The organism is Pseudomonas sp. B21-053, from assembly GCF_026016365.1.
Classification (GTDB): domain Bacteria; phylum Pseudomonadota; class Gammaproteobacteria; order Pseudomonadales; family Pseudomonadaceae; genus Aquipseudomonas; species Aquipseudomonas nunensis.
The window spans coordinates 4,918,708-4,934,953 of record NZ_CP087205.1; the positions used below are offsets into that span (position 1 = coordinate 4,918,708).

General features: G+C 61.2%; 8 protein-coding genes (1 of these 8 cut by a window edge). 5 read left to right on the top strand and 3 right to left on the bottom strand.

All coding sequences use genetic code 11. The features are described 5' to 3' along the window. Nucleotides 1–7,824: the 5' portion of a non-ribosomal peptide synthase/polyketide synthase gene (locus LOY68_RS21895; protein WP_265039859.1), read on the bottom strand. The gene continues 4,530 nt to the left of window position 1, outside the view; only the first 7,824 of its 12,354 coding nucleotides appear in the window; the start codon lies at nt 7,822–7,824; its stop codon lies beyond the left edge, outside the window. Between the two features lie 226 nt (nt 7,825–8,050). Next, entirely contained in the window at nt 8,051–8,782 is a 732-nt protein-coding gene (locus LOY68_RS21900) for a thioesterase II family protein (protein WP_265039860.1), read from the bottom strand. Between the two features lie 130 nt (nt 8,783–8,912). Between LOY68_RS21900 and LOY68_RS21905 the strand changes: the two genes are divergently transcribed. Continuing rightward, nucleotides 8,913–10,046 (top strand): cupin-like domain-containing protein, encoded by a 1,134-nt coding sequence (locus LOY68_RS21905; protein ID WP_265039862.1) that lies wholly within the window; start codon nt 8,913–8,915, stop codon nt 10,044–10,046. Nucleotides 10,047–10,156: 110 nt separating this feature from the next. Here LOY68_RS21905 and LOY68_RS21910 read toward each other — a convergent pair whose 3' ends face one another. Continuing rightward, entirely contained in the window at nt 10,157–11,329 is a 1,173-nt protein-coding gene (locus tag LOY68_RS21910) for an MFS transporter (protein WP_265039864.1), read from the bottom strand. Between the two features lie 261 nt (nt 11,330–11,590). Here LOY68_RS21910 and LOY68_RS21915 point away from each other — a divergent pair, with 261 nt between their 5' ends. From LOY68_RS21915 to LOY68_RS21930, 4 genes are all read left to right on the top strand, one after another. Continuing rightward, entirely contained in the window at nt 11,591–12,391 is an 801-nt protein-coding gene (locus LOY68_RS21915) for a glucose 1-dehydrogenase (RefSeq protein WP_163913418.1), read from the top strand. Beyond that, the gene (locus LOY68_RS21920; protein WP_265039866.1) at nt 12,384–14,210 is read left to right on the top strand and encodes a glycoside hydrolase family 15 protein; all 1,827 of its coding nucleotides are present in this window, start codon (nt 12,384–12,386) and stop codon (nt 14,208–14,210) included. Before LOY68_RS21915 ends, LOY68_RS21920 begins: the two co-directional genes overlap by 8 nt. A 227-nt stretch (nt 14,211–14,437) precedes the next feature. Continuing rightward, nucleotides 14,438–15,319, top strand: a complete 882-nt coding sequence (locus LOY68_RS21925) for a hypothetical protein (protein ID WP_265039868.1) — start codon at nt 14,438–14,440, stop codon at nt 15,317–15,319. Between the two features lie 423 nt (nt 15,320–15,742). After that, nucleotides 15,743–16,138, top strand: coding sequence for a hypothetical protein (locus LOY68_RS21930; RefSeq protein ID WP_163913412.1), 396 nt, complete (start codon nt 15,743–15,745; stop codon nt 16,136–16,138). The last annotated feature ends 108 nt before the right edge of the window (nt 16,139–16,246 follow it).

A 16,246-nucleotide genomic window follows, 5' to 3' on the forward strand; every position in this document is an offset into this window, starting at 1 on the left:
CGGCAACAACGCCAGTTCGCCGGTGACCGGGTCTTGATCGATAAGCTGGGCCTGTTCACCCACTCGCGCCACCGTGGCCAAGGCCTGGATGGTCTGGTGTTGGAACAGGTTTTTCGGCGTGAAGCGAATCCCGGCCTGGCGGGCGCGGCTGACCACCTGGATCGAGATGATCGAATCGCCACCGAGTTCGAAGAAGTTGTCGCTCAGGCCAACCTGATCAAGCTTCAACACGTCCTGCCAGATCGTCGCCAGTTGCTGCTCCAGTGCGCTTTGCGGCGCCACATAGGCTTGCTGCAATTGGCTGACATCAGGCTTCGGCAGGCTCTTGCGGTCGAGTTTGCCGTTAGGGGTCAGCGGCAGACGTTCGAGCAGCAGCAAATAGGCCGGGACCATGTGCGCCGGCAAGGCGACTTTCAGTTGCTCGCGCAGGCTCTCGGCAAAATCGCCACGAGCTGCGTTCAACGCATCGGCCACCACGTAGGCCACCAGACGCTTGCCGCTGCCGGCGGTGCCTTCCTGAGCGACTACCACCGCTTCGCGCACGCCATCAAGGGCTTGCAGGCGCGCTTCGATTTCGCCGAGTTCGATACGGAAACCACGGATCTTCACTTGGTTATCGATGCGATCCAGGTAGTCGAACGTACCGTCGGCACGCTGGCGTACCAGGTCGCCGGTGCGGTACAGCAAGCCGCCGACGTTGCTGAACGGGTCCGCGACAAAGCGCTCGGCGGTCAGGCCCGGACGGTTCAGGTAACCCCGGGCCAGACCGGTGCCACCCAGGTACAACTCACCGGCCATGCCTTGTGGCAGCAGGTTCAGGTCGGCGTCGAGCACGTAGGCGCTGCGGTCGCCGATGCGGCTGCCGATTGGCGCGTACGCGGCACCGCACGGCACCTCGCGCCCGGCCTTCCAGATCAGCGGCGTGACCACGGTTTCGGTGGGTCCGTAGCCGTTGATGATGTAGTCCGGATCGAGGGCGCGCTTGACCCGCTCGAAACTCGCGGCCGGCACCGCATCGCCGCCAAAGCAGTAGATGCGCACCTTCGGCGGATGCCCTTCACGCTCGGCGTGTTCGGCCAGTTGTTGCAGGTACACCGGCGGGAATGCCACGACGGTGACGCCGTGGTCGCGCATGGCGTTGTAGGTCTGTTCCGGGGTCCACAGGCTGTCATCGCGGATCAGCAGCGACGCACCGTGGGTCAGGCTGGTCAGCCAGCGTTCATGGGCACCGTCGAAGGCGAACGACATGAAGTGGAATTCGCAGTCGCTGTCGCGCATTTCATAGCGCTCGCCGATGGCCTGGCAATGCATCGCCAACGGACCGTGGGCCACGCTCACGCCTTTCGGGTTGCCGGTGGAGCCGGAGGTGTAGATCACGTAGGCGAGGTTCTGTGGATCGAGCTGTACCTGCGGCGCATCGAGTGGCTGGCCACTGAGGTCGAGGTGGTCGAGTTCCAGTACTTGGGTGGCCTCGTCGATAGGCAGTTGTGCCGAAACGCGGGAGTCGGTCAGCAGCAACGCCAGCCCGGAATCCTCGATCAGGTACGCCAGGCGTTCCCGTGGATAACTGGTGTCCAGCGGCACATACGCGCCACCGGCCTTGAGCACTGCGAGCAACGCAACGATCACCCCTTCACTGCGCGGCAACGCCACGCCGACCCGAGTTTCCGCACCGACACCACGAGCGATCAGCGCGTGGGCGAGTTGATTGGCGCGGCGGTCGATCTCGCCGTAGCTGAAGCGCTGGCCGGCAAAAATCACCGCCGTGCGCTCCGGGCCCTGGGCCGCCCATTGGGCTATGCGCTGATGTACGGCGACGTCCACCGGGTATGGCTGCGGATGGTTGTTGGCCAGTTGCAGCGCCAGTTCCTGCGGACAGGCCAGGGCGATTTCGCCGAGGTTGCGTTCGGCGGACTCGGCAAACAGCTCCAGCAGTTGCAGCAACTGCGCACTGATGCGCTCGATGGCATCGCTGGCGAAATGCGCGCGGTCGAAGCTGTAATGCAGCGCCAGCGTTTCGCCGAGGGTCACGGCGACGCTCAACGCATAGTGGGTTTGCTCAAGGCTGGTAACCTCGCCGAACACCACGCCTTGTTCCGCGCCCTGTTGCAGCGCCTGGGCAATCGGGTAGTTCTCGAACACCAGAATGTTGTCGAACAACGCCTCGCCGCCCTGCCCGGCCCAGCGCTGAATATCCGCCAGTGGCGTGTGTTCGAACTCGCGCAGGCTGAGGTTTTGCGCCTGCACGGTTTGCAGCCAGGCCCCGACGCTCTGGTCCGGACGTGGCGTGCCGATGACCGGCAAGGTGTTGATGAACAGGCCGACCTGTTGCTCGATGCCCGGCAAGTCCGCCGGACGTCCGGCGACGGTAGCGCCGAAGGCCACGGTTTCGTGACCGGTGTAGCGTTGCAGCAACAGCAGCCACGCCGCTTGCACCAGGGTGTTGAGAGTGACTTTTTGCTGGCGGGCAAACGCTTCCAGCGCTTGAGTGCCAGTGGCTTGAACAGTCTGGAAGTGATCGCCGTGACCGCTCAAGGCTTCGTTGCCTGACACCACCCGCGCCAACCGGGTCGGCTCTTGCAGCGACGCCAGTTGCTCGCCCCAGAAGTTTTCGCTCAGTTGCCCGTCCTGACGTTGCAGCCAGCCGATGTAATCGCGATAACGCCCGGCAGCCGCCAGTGGCGCGCGACCACGATAACGCTGCAAGACTTCGCCCAGCAGCTGCGAGTTGCTCCAGCCATCCATCAGAATGTGGTGATGGGTATAAATCAGGTGCCATTGATCGGCGGCGGTTTGCACCAGCACCAAGCGCAGCAACGGTGCCTGGGTCAGGTCGAAACCTTGTTGGCGCTCAGCGTCGGCCAAGCCGTCGAGGGCGGCGGCGTCATCGCCACGGGCGCGCCAATCGAGCACGCTGAACGGCAACTGCACGTGTTTATGGACGATTTGCAGCGGCTGTTCCAGCTCACCCTGCCAGACAAAACCACTGCGCAGGATGTCCTGGGCATCGACGGTGGCTTGCCACGCGGCGCGGAAACGCTCGGGATCAATCCCTTGAACATCGACCCGCAACTGATTGATGTACTCGCCCGCCGCTTGTTCGTAGAGGGTGTGGAACAGCAAGCCCTGCTGCATCGGTGACAGCGGATACAGGTCGTCGAGTTGCCCGACGGACACCGGCAGCGCGTCCAGTTGCGCCTGGGTGATGCGCGCCAGCGGGAAGTCCGACGGTGTGGCTTGCGGCGTTTCCAGCGCAGCGCAATGCTCGATCAACGCATGAAGTTCGGCGCCATAGCTGTCGACCAATTGCTGGATGGTTGCCGCGTCGAACATCTCGTGGCTGAAGCCCCAGCTCATGGACAATTCGCCGCCGTAGACCTGCCCTTCGACGGTCAGCCAGTTGGCCAACGGCGCCGAAGGATCCTGGACCACGCCACTGCCGTCGGTGGACGGCACAAACAGCGCGGTTTCGTCGAACTGGCGATCGAACTGCCCCAGGTAGTTGAAAGTGATGCGTGGCGGCGTCAGGGCCGCCAGTTGTGCGCGCTGCGCCGGTTCGCCGAGGTAGCGCAACACGCCATAACCCAGGCCTTTGCCCGGTACGGCGCGCAGTTGTTCCTTGACCGTTTTGATCGAGTCCGCCAGCGTCGCCGCCGGTTGCAGGCTGACCGGGAACAGGCTGGTGAACCAACCCACGCTGCGGGTCAGGTCTAGCTCATCGAACAGATCTTCACGACCATGGCCTTCGAGCTGAATCAACGCTGCTTGCTGGCCGCTCCAGCGGCAGATGACCCGCGCCAGAGCGGTCAGGAGCAAATCGTTGACTTGGGTGCGGTAAGCCGCCGGCGCGCTTTGCAGCAACTGGCGGGTCAGTTCGCTGTCGAGGCGCCATTCGATTTTTTGCCCGAAACGATTGTCCAGGCGACCGTCGGGACGATCACACGGCAAGGTTTGGGCGCTGGTTTGTTGCTGCCAGTACGCCAGTTCTTCGCTCAGCGCTGGGGCGTGCAGTTGCAAGCGCTCGGCCCAGGCCTGATAAGCGCTGGTCTTGCTCGGCAGGACAATCGCGCCGCCGCTTTCCAGTTGCGTGTAAGCCTGCTGCAAATCTTCCAGCAATACCCGCCACGACACGCCATCCACCGCCAGGTGATGGATCACCAGCAACAAACGCTGGGCGCCATCTGCCAAGGTCACCAGCATCGCCCGCAGCAGCGGACCGTTTTGCAGGTCAAGGCTGCGCTGGGCTTCATCGCACAGGGCGGCCAACGCTTCGGCGCTGTCGGCCTGACGTTGCCACAGCCCGGACTCGGTCACTTCGCCAGCGTAGCTTTGCTGCCAGCCCTGAGCGTCTTCGACAAAGCGCATACGCAAGGCATCGTGATGATTGATCAAGCGTGTCAGTGAGCTTTCCAGCCACTGGGCTTTTAGCGTTTCACGCGGTGCCAACAGCAACGACTGGTTCCAGTGCCCGCGTGCGGCCATCGGCTGTTCGAAGAAATAATGCTGCACCGGCGTCAGCAGCACCGCACCCGTGGCCGGGCCTTGATCGACAGTGCTCAGGTGATCGACCGTCGCCACCAGCGCCAGGCTGCGCACGGTCTGGTACTGGAACAGGTCACGCGGGCTCAGGCGAATGCCGGCCTGACGGGCACGACTGACCACTTGGATCGAGATGATCGAATCACCGCCCAGTTCGAAGAAGTTGTCTTCCAAGCCAATGCGCTCGACACCGAGCACGTCCTGCCAGATCGCCGCGAGGGCTTTTTGCAGTTGGTCCTGGGGTTCGACGAAGGCTTGCTGCACGGCCGCTTCCGGCTCGGGCAAAGCTTTGCGGTCCAGTTTGCCGTTGGCGGTCACCGGCAGTTTGGCCAGTGGCATCAGGTACGTCGGCACCATGTATTCCGGCAAGCTGCCGAGCAACCAGGCCTTCAGGGTTTGTTGCCATTGCGCGTCAGGTTCAGCGCTTTCCAGCACCAGATAGCCGACCAGATGCTTGCCGCCCTGCACCAGCACCACCGCTTCACGCACCAGCGGGTGTTGCATCAAGCGGGTTTCGATCTCGCCCAGTTCGATGCGCAAGCCGCGCAGTTTGACTTGATGATCGAGACGCCCGAGGTATTCGATCACCCCGTCCGCGCGTTGGCGCACACGGTCGCCGGTGCGGTACAGGCGCGCGCCGTCATGGAACGGGCACGGCACGAAACGCTCGGCGGTCAGCCCCGGACGACGGTGGTAACTGCGCGCCAGACCGGCGCCACCCAGGTACAACTCACCCGCCACGCCTGCTGGCACTGGCAGCAACTGTGCGTCGAGGACATGCGTGCGCAGGTTGGCAATCGGCTGGCCAATCGGCACGCTGTCGGCGCCCTCATCAACACAGGTCCAGTGGGTGACGTCGATGGCCGCTTCGGTCGGGCCGTACAAGTTGTACAACCCGGCGTTCGGCAGTTTGCTGAACACTTGCAACTGCGCATCCAGCGGCAACGCTTCACCGCTGCACACGATGCGCTTGAGGCTGCTGCAGACTTCGACGCCCGGCTCATGAATGAATGCCTGGAGCATCGACGGTACAAAGTGCAGCGTGCTGATCTGGTGACGACCGATGGTGTCGATCAGGCGCGCAGGCTCGCGGTGTTCACCCGGTGCGGCGACCACCAGACGGGCACCGGTCATCAGCGGCCAGAAAAATTCCCAGACCGAGACGTCAAAGCTGAACGGGGTTTTCTGCAATACCGCGTCGCTGCCGTCGAGGCCGTACGCCTGTTGCATCCAGCACAAACGGTTGACCAGCGCCGCGTGGCTGTTGCCGGCACCCTTGGGTTTGCCAGTGGAACCGGAGGTGTAGATCACGTAGGCCAGGTTCAGGCTGTGCATCGCCACCGGTACGCGGGCAGCGCTGTAGCGATCCAGCCAATCGGCCGGTTGGTCGAGGGTGATCACGTTCACGCCTTCAGTCGGCAGGCGTGGCAGCAGAGAAGTTTGGGTCAGCAACAACGCAATCGCGCTGTCTTCGATCATGTAGGCCAGGCGTTCCTGAGGGTATTCCGGGTCCAGCGGCACATAGGCGCCACCGGCCTTGAGAATCGCCAGCAGCCCGACGACCATTTCAATCGAGCGCTCAACGGCGATCCCCACCAGCACGTCCGGGCCAACGCCCTGTTCGCGCAGCAGTTGCGCCAATTGGTTAGCTCGGGCGTCCAGTTGCGCGTAGCTCAAGGTCACATCGCCGAACACCAGCGCGACGTTATCCGGCGTGCGCGACGCCTGGGCTTCGATCAACTGATGGATGCACTGCTCGGTCGGATAGCTTTGCGCGGTGTGGTTCCAGTCGTGGACCAGGGTCTGGTGTTCACTGGCGTCCAGCAGCGGCAGTTCACCGATGCGCTGGGTGACATCGCCGACCATGGCCTGCAACAAACGCGTCCAGTGCCGGGCCATGCGCGCGATGGTGTCGGGGTCGAACAGGTCGTTAGCGTAGGTCAGCGCGGCGTGCAGCTTGCCGGCCTTTTCGTAGGTGTCCAGGGTCAGGTCAAACTGGGTGGTACGCCCTTCCCAATCGATCATGCCCAGTTCCAGGCCCGAGGCCGTGGTCACTGTGGTGATGTCGGCAACTTGCGGCTGGTGGTTGTACATCACCTGGAACAACGGCGTGTGGCTCAGGCTGCGTTCCAGCTTCAAGGATTCCACCAAACGCTCGAACGGCAGGTCCTGATGGGCCTGGGCGCCGAGGGCGGTTTCCTTGATGCGGGCGAGCAGATCGACCACGCGGGTCTGGCCATCGAGTTGGGTGCGCAGCACTTGGGTGTTGACGAAGAAACCGATCAGGCCTTCGATTTCGCCACGGTTACGGTTGGCGATCGGCACGCCGACGCGGATGTCGGTCTGCCCGGTGTAGCGATGCAACAGCGCATTGAACGCGCCGAGCAGCAGCATAAACAGGGTGATGTTGTGCTTCTGTGCGGTCGCACGCAGTTGCTCGGCCAGTTGCGCGTCCACCGCGAATTCATGGCGTGTGCCGCGATAGCTCGGCATCGCCGGACGCGGGTGATCGATGGGCAACTCCAGCACCGGATGCTCGTCGCCCAATTGCGCTTGCCAGTATTCGAGTTGACGCGCCTGCTCTCCCGCTTCCAGCCAGCGGCGCTGCCACAAGGCGTAGTCGCTGTACTGGATCGGCAACGGCGCGAGTTGCGGTTGCGCGCCCGCATCATGGGCGTCGTAGCAACGGATGAACTCGTCGATCAACACGTTCATCGACCAGCCATCGGAAACGATGTGGTGCAGGGTCAGCAACAACACGTGTTCCTGCTCGGCGAGCTTGAGCAACTTGACCCGCAGCAACGGGCCGACGGCCAGGTCGAACGGCAGCAACGATTGTTGCTGGGCTGCCTGGGCGACCGCGTGTTCACGCTCGGCAACCGGCAATTGACTGAAGTCGACCTGTTCGATCACCAGCGGCGCACTGGCCGGCACTTGTTGCAGGCTGTCGTCCGGCTGGCGCTGGAACACCGTGCGCAGGGTTTCATGACGCGCCACCAGGCTGGCAAACGCCTGATCCAGCGCTGCCAGGTTCAACCGGCCTTTAAGGCGTACCGCGCCGGGCAAGTTGTAGGCGCCGCTTTGTGGGTCCAGTTGCCACAGGAACCACATGCGTTGCTGGGCGTAGGACAGCGCTTGCCGGTCTTCGGCTTCAACCCCTTGAGGGATCGGGAAACGGGCGAAATCCACGCCCTCCTTGTGCAAGGCCGCAAGGAACATCTGGCGCTTTTCCAGGGGCAACCCGATAAACCGGCGAGCAAGTTTCAAGGAGTCTTCAGCATTCATTTCTTAGCATCCGGATCAGTAGGCAGGAAGCACAAAGGCACGTCGTCCCTATAAAACGAATGCAGACCGGAAAAATTAGCGATTGAGAACAAGTATCAGGAAGGAGGTGAAGCGAGGGAAATGTAGTCACTGTAGGAGCTGCCGAAGGCTGCGATCTTTTGATCTTGATTTTAAAAAGCAAAATCAAAAGATCGCAGCCTTCGGCAGCTCCTACGGAATGCGGAGTTCACGCGATGGCTGGCGCATGCCGCCGATGGTGCACTTCAAGCTGATCCTTGATCACCCGCAGCACTTTGGCCTCATGCTCATGAATGAAGAAGTGCCCGCCCGCCAGCATGTCCACCGAGAAGCTGCCTTGGGTTTCCTTGCTCCAGCCGATCAATTGCTCGGTGGTGGCCTTGTCGGCCTTGCCGCCGAGCACGTGCACCGGGCATTTGAGCAGCGGGCGCTGCACTGGCTGGAAACGCCCGCACAACAGGAAGTCGGCGCGCAGGATCGGCAGGGTCAGGCTCATCAGCTCTTCGTTGGCCAGCACTTCTTCGCTGGTGCCATTGAGGGTGCGCAACTGGTCGATCAGCTCGGCATCGGTCTTGGGCTCGGCGAAACCGCGATCGTAATCGGCGCGCATGGTTGGCGCGGCGGTGCCAGAGGCAAACAGCGCAACCGGTTCCGGGCAACCGAGCGCACGAAAGGCGTGGGCCAGCTCACAGGCCATCAACGCACCGAGGCTGTGGCCGAACAAGGCATAGGGCGCTTTCAACGTCGGGCGCAGTTCCTTGGCCAGTTGCATCGCCAGCGCACGCATATCGGTGTGCAGCGGCTCGTCGAAACGCGCGCCACGGCCCGGCAATTCCACCGGTTGCAGTTGCAGCCACTCCGGCAACTTGCGCCGCCAGCGGCTATAGACCATGGCACTGGCGCCGGAATACGGCAGGCACAGCAGAGTCAGCTTGGTCACCGCGGGTTCCTCAAAAAGATGTCTGTACTAAGGAACGCGCCAACGCCCGCGCAAATTAGTCGCGGCGGGTTAAATTTCCCGCGCAAGTGCTCGTTCTTTCTTCAGACCAAAACCAACAAGAGTGAACGTCGTGGACCTGCAGACCATCCTGGGCAAACTGTTCGCCAATGCCGGCGCCGTCGGCATCGAAGGGGTTTTTCAATTCGTCTTCGGCCCGCACCAGGCGTACTGGTCCGAGGTCAAGGCCAGCAGCCGCACCGAAGCCGGGCGCCACGCCAGCCCCGACGTGACCATTGAAGTGGCGGAGAAAGACTTCCTCGGGATCATGGGCGGCGTGGCCAACGTAGAGGAACTGTTCGCCAGCGGCCGCTTGAAGATCGGCGGCAACATGGGCCTGGCGACGATGCTGCCGCAGATCATCGACCACGCCCGGCATGGCGCGGCGGTGGTGGAAAAGGTCGACATGAACAAGCGCTACCCGACTCCGCCGCGCTTCAGTGAACGGCTCACCGCCAGCCTGCCGACCCAGCGCAGCGTGGAGCGCCGGCCGCGCAGCGAAGTGTCGAAGCATGAGTTCGATACCCGGTATTTGCCCAACGGCATCCCGCTGGTCATCAGCGATGCCTTGCAGGACTGGCCGCTGTTCAAGCTCAGCCGCGAAGAATCGCTGGTGCATTTCGCCGAACTGCAGGGCATCACCCGCCATGGCGATTACGTGAAGAAGACCTTCTCCACCGAGCGGGATTTTCGCTCTACGTCCATGGCCGAATTCATTGCCTCGCTGGACAGCCCGGCGGTCAAAGGCGCGAACGGCGAGCCGCCGGCGTACATGGGCAACAACATCCTGCCGGCGCAGTTGATGCAGCAGATCAAGTACCCGCCGTATTTCGATCAGTCGCTGTTTATCCCGCCACGGATCTGGATTGGCCCCAAAGGTACGCTGACGCCGCTGCACCGCGACGACACTGACAATCTGTTCGCCCAGGTCTGGGGCCAGAAAACCTTCACCCTCGCCGCGCCCCATCACCGCGAAGCGCTGGGCACTTGGTCCACCGCGCCGAAGGGTGGGCTGGACGGCTGCGACTTCAACCCGGATGCGCCGGATTATCAGCGTTTTCCGCAGGCCCGTGGCGTGACGTTTTTAAGGGTGACTTTAGAAGCTGGGGATTTGCTGTTTTTGCCGGAGGGCTGGTTCCATCAGGTGGAATCGGTGTCGACGTCGTTGTCGGTGAATTTCTGGGTTAACTCGGGAAGAGGCTGGTAACCACCAATCCCTGTGGGAGCGGGCTTGCTCGCGAATGCGGTGTATCAGTCAATACATGTGCCGACTGACACACCGTATTCGCGAGCAAGCCCGCTCCCACAATGGGTGCTTTATTTCAGATGACGGAAGCTTTGGATGGCTGAGCCCAGTACCACCGCCCCCGCCGCTATCGCCACCCAAAACCCGCTACGCGCGCCAAACGCATCCACCAGCCACCCGGAACTCGCTGCGCCAATCGCCACGCCGATGCTCAACCCGGTGATCAGCCAGGTCAGGCCTTCGGTCAGTTTGGCCGGCGTGACGATGCGCTCCACCAACGCCATCGCCACAATCAGCGTCGGCGCGAAGAACAACCCTGCAATAAACACCGCCAACGCCAACCCGAAAATGTTCGTCGCCAACAGCAACGGCAAGGTGGTCACCGCCGTCATCACACCGCCATACAGGAACAGTCGCGGCAACGGCAGTTTCGAGCGCAACGCACCAAACACCAACCCGGCCAGGCACGAGCCGATGGCGTATACCGACAGCACGATGCTCGCCGCCGCCGGTTGGCCCTGTTGCTGGGCGAAGGCGACGCTGACCACGTCCACCACGCCGACAATCACGCCCATGGCGGTCATCAACAGCATCAGCAGGCGGATTTCACCCGAGCGAATGATCGAGCCCTGATGCTGGACTTCATGCGGGTGCACCGGCGGTTCGGTGCTGCGCTGCAAGACAAACGCGGTGACACCGATTGCGAGCATCAGCAACGCCGCCAACGGCCCGGCCTCGGGGAACGCGACCACGCACAGCCCCACCGACAGCGGCGGCCCGACAATAAAGCAAACTTCATCCAGCACCGATTCCAGGGCATACGCGGTTTGCAGTTGCGGCTGGCCGCGATAGAGCTCGGTCCAGCGCGCCCGGACCATCGCCGACATGCTCGGCATGCACCCGGCCAGGGCGGCGAACGCGAACAGCGTCCAGTGCGGCGCCTGCAAGCGGGTGCACAGCAACAGCATCAACAGCGCTCCCCCGCCGAGCAGCGCCGACACCGGCAGGATCCGGCTCTGGCCGTAGCGATCCACCAGGCGCGAGACCTGTGGCGCACAAAATGCGGTGGCCAGGGCGAAGGTTGCCGCTACTGCGCCGGCCAAACCGTAGCCGCCCTTTAACTGCGAGAGCATGGTGATCAGGCCGATGCCGGTCATGGAAATCGGCATGCGCGCGATCATCCCGGCCAGCACGAAGGCCCCGGCGCCAGGGGCTTTGAACAGTTCGCGGTAGGGGTTTGCCATGGGGTGCGGGTCTCGATTCGGGCCTGCAAGTTGCCATAAGGCGGGTTGAGGGGAAAGCGGGGAATTGTTGGGGGAATGTGAAGGCCTCGGTGCGGTAAAGCCTTGAAGATCAAAAGATCGCAGCCTTCGGCAGCTCCTACAGGGGATCGCATTTCCATGTAGGAGCTGCCGAAGGCTGCGATCTTTTCATGTTCAACGCTGAACTCTCATAGCGGCCTATCAGTCAGCTAAATAAGCCCTCCCTTCAAGGCGCTAACCTGCATGCAGATTTCCCTCGAGCAACAAGTCGCGCTGGTCACCGGCGCCAGTTCCGGCATCGGTGCCGGCGCTGCCAAGGCCCTGGCCGCCGCCGGTGCTGCGGTCGTGATCAACTACAACTCCCAGGCTGAACCCGCCGAAGCACTGGCGCGGCAGATCAATGACGGCGGCGGTCGCGCCATCGCCATTGGCGCCGATGTCTCCAAGGAAGAAGACGTCGAACGCCTGTTCGCACAGACCATTGAGGCCTTCGGCTTCCTCGACATCCTGGTGGCCAATTCCGGGATGCAAAAAGACGCGAAAGCCGTGGACATGAGCCTCGCCGACTGGAACCAGGTGATTGGCGTCAACCTCACTGGCCAGTTCCTCTGTGCCCGCGCCGCCCTGCGGATTTTCACCCAGCAGGGCATTCGCGAAGGCGTTTCCAAGGCTGCCGGCAAGATCATCCACATGAGCTCGGTGCACCAGCGCATCCCCTGGGCCGGGCATGTCAATTACGCCGCGTCCAAGGGCGGTGTCGACATGCTGATGCAGACCCTGGCCCAGGAAGTCAGCCAGCAGAAAATCCGCATCAACGGCATCGCGCCGGGGGCAATTCGCACGGCGATCAACCGCGCCGAAACCGAGGGCGACGCCGCGCAGAAACTGCTTGAACTCATCCCTTACGGCCGCATCGGTGATGTCGACGATATCGCCAGCGCCGTGGTGTTTCTCGCCTCCGATGCGTCCGACTACATCGTCGGCACCACCCTGTTTATCGACGGCGGCATGAGCCTCTATCCGGAGTTCCGTGGCAATGGCTGATCATCATCCCGAACGACAAAGCGCCATCGACGCCCACGGCATCATTGGCGACATGCGCAGTGCCGCGTTGGTCAACGACAAGGGCAGCGTGGATTTCTTCTGCTGGCCGGAGTTCGACAGCCCGTCGATCTTCTGCTCGCTGCTGGACACCCCCGAAGCCGGGATCTTCCAGCTGTCCCCGGACCTGCCCGACGCCCGACGCGAGCAAATCTACCTGCCGGACACCAACGTGCTGCAAACCCGCTGGCTGAGCGATAGCGCCGTGGTCGAAGTCACCGATCTGCTGCCCATCGGTGACAGCGAAGATGACCTGCCGATGCTGATGCGCCGAGTGCGCGTGGTCAGCGGCACCGCGACGATGCGCATGCGCTGCGCGGTACGGCATGACTACGCCCGGGCCAAGACCCGCGCGCGCATGGATGAAAAAGAGGTGACCTTCGAGGCGGCGGATCAGCCGTCCCTGCGCCTGTCTTCGGATCAGGCACTGAGCCTCGATGGCAACGCCGCCATCGCCGAATTCACCCTCAAACAGGGTCAAAGCGCAGCATTTTTGCTGGGCGCCATCGACGACCCGCGCTTCAAGGAAGGCGCCGCCGAGATGTGCATGGAACGCACCCTGAAGTTCTGGCGCGACTGGATCGGCCAGTCCAACTATCGCGGGCGCTGGCGGGAAATGGTCAACCGCTCGGCCCTCGCACTGAAGCTGCTGACCTCGCGCAAACACGGCGCGATTCTCGCCGCCGCGACCTTCGGCCTGCCGGAAACCCCCGGCGGCGAGCGCAACTGGGATTACCGCTACACCTGGATCCGCGACGCCTCGTTCACCGTGTACGCGTTTATGCGCCTGGGTTTCGTCGAGGAAGCCAACGCCTACATGAAATGGATGCGCCATCGGGTTAGCGATTGCCACGGCCAGTCGATGAAAATCAACATCCTCTACGCCATCGACGGTCGCCAGGAATTGCCGGAAACCGAACTCACGCACCTGGCCGGCCACGGCGGCGCAAAACCGGTGCGCATCGGTAATGGTGCCTACAACCAGATCCAGCTCGACATCTTCGGCGAGCTGATGGACGCCGTTTATCTCGTCAACAAGTACGGCGAAGCCATCTCCCATGAAGGCTGGAAACATACCGTGGAAGTGGTCGATCAGGTCTGCGAAACCTGGCAGACCGAAGACGTCGGCATCTGGGAAATGCGCGGCGAGCAGCATCACTTTTTGCACTCGCGGCTGATGTGCTGGGTCGCCGTCGACCGGGCGATTCGCCTGGCCTCGAAACGCTCCCTGCCCGCGCCGTTCGCCCGCTGGGACCAGACGCGCCAGGCGATTTACGCCGACATCTGGGAAAACTTCTGGAACGAAGAGCGCGGGCACTTCGTGCAGCACATCGGCGGCACCGCCCTCGACGGCTCGATGCTGCTGATGCCGCTGGTGCGCTTCGTCAGCGCCAAGGACCCGCGCTGGCTCTCGACCCTGGAAGCGATCCAGAAAACCCTGGTGCGCGACGGCATGGTCTACCGCTATCGCAACGAAGACAGCCAGATCGACGGCCTGTCCGGCACCGAAGGTGCGTTCGCCGCGTGCTCGTTCTGGTATGTCGAATGCCTGGCCCGGGCGGGTCAGGTTGAGAAAGCGCATCTGGAGTTTGAACAGCTTCTGAGGTATGCCAATCCTTTGGGGTTATATGCCGAGGAGTTCGACAGTCATGCGCGACATCTGGGGAATACGCCGCAGGCACTGACTCACCTGGCGTTGATTAGTGCGGCGAGTTTTCTCGATCGTAAATTGAGTGGGGAGAAGAATTACTGGCAGCCTTGAGAGTCGTCACCAGGCATTGGTCGCCCCCCAATGCCTTGCACCCGAGCATCTAACATCCAACTAACTTTACTAACAACTCATGCACTTCGATTGAATCTTGCTGCCACACTTCCAAACTTTCAACCTTACCGCACCACAGACTATAAAGACCTCAAGCCCAAGCTTACGCAGTCCACCTGCGCCAAGGCCCATACACTTTTTATTACTCACTTACTAGAACCACTAACATGAATCACGCCAGCAATAAAACAACCCCTATCAACTATGCCAACTGGATGAGCACCACACCCCATATCGACAGTTTAAACATCGGTGATTTTATCTGGCCCGGCTGCCACAATGCCGGTATGGATTGGGACATCGGTCACTCATTTCCCGAGTCTACCTTGGCCAACTGGGCACTCTGCCAGAACCATGACTTACTCTGGCAAATGAGAAATGGTGCAAGGTCGTTTGATCTTCGCATGCTTTTTCAAAATAACGAATTCAAGACCTATCACTGGAAAATTCGGGGGCGACGCCTTAAAGAAATCATAGGTGCCGCTACCACCTTCCTTGATCAGAACCCCGACGAGTTCATCATCCTGGACTTCAATACGCTCCATGACGAAGAAGATAACCGGTTTGATCATCAGGCATTCAAAGCGGATATACTTCGTGGATTAGAAGATCGCCTGATCCCTGACAGCAATAAATACCTAAGTTTCGGACAACTGAAAAAAATCAGTCAAAAACAACGAATCATTCTGTCCATTGAATACTATGGAAAGTTTGATTCAGAACTATTCTGGCCGGCCTTTCAAAATTATTGGGAAGGAAACATATTCGTTTCTGTTGAACAGCTCGCGCACTACATCACTGACGTCATGCGACATCCGCCGACATCGACGTATCCTTGGAGACTGTCCATGACGCGATATACAGCCTTATCCGGCCCAACCAAGTTAACCAAGGAAATCAACGCCTGGTTCGATATAGAGAGTTACTTTATTTATCGTTCGAGCATTATCAGCGTCGACTTTTTTGAAGAAAGCAAACTCGTGGAGTATTGCATCGATGCCAATAGTCGCCTCGTTCTGGAACCTCATTTAAAGCGTCGTTTCAAATGAAGCGTCGAAAGCTTGAAGCGAGTTGTCATACATAACCAACAGATCACGTCAGAAATATCTCTTTTCCAGACTCGACAATAAACAAAAACGCGAGCCCTCTCATCACTACGCCCCCCTTGTGGCGAGGGAGCTTGCTCCCGCTGGGTCGCGCAGCGGCCCCTGTATCCGTAGGCACATTTCTTCAGAAGGACCGCATTTGCTGGTTTACGGCTGCTGCGCAGCCTAACGGGGGCAAGCCCCCTCGCCACAGAGGTCTGTACTTCACTCAGTACAACAGTTAAACGATTTCCTTGTGTTCGCTGTACGTAACGCAGGTCCTACACTCGGAAATACCTTGTTGCCAGCTGTTACATCCGCCCCTACCATCCACCGTCAACGGGTACAGCGGAGCTGTCCAACAAAACCCGAATTCAAGGACCAAGAATGACCCAGCGCATCCACCGCAGCATCGACGCCCCACTACGCTCCGGCCTGAACCGGGATGCACTGTGGGAAGCCCACGACAAGGGCCTGATCAAATGCTGGGAAATCGGCCGCCAACGCGCCACCCGATTCCCCGACCTCGCCCAACAGTGCCTCGCCGACGAACTACCGGTGCTGGGCTGGAAAGGTGGCGTGAGCCGCAGCCTGAAAAAACTCGAAAAGTACGGATCCCTCAAATACCTGGCGCAATGGCAGGGATTGCGCGGGGAAGATCTGGATATTGATTTGGCTGTGGAGCGGGCGCTTACCTGTTCGAGGACGAAGATGGTGGTGACGTTTACGCCGGATCGGTCGAAGTATTTTAATCAGGTGGCAGAAGTCGAGACCTCGGACTGACATAGATCCTGTGGCGAGGGAGCTTGCTCCCGCTGGAGCGCGAAGCGGTCCCTTCAGCCTACGCGACTGCTGCGCAGCCGAGCGGGAGCAAGCTCCCTCGCCACAGAT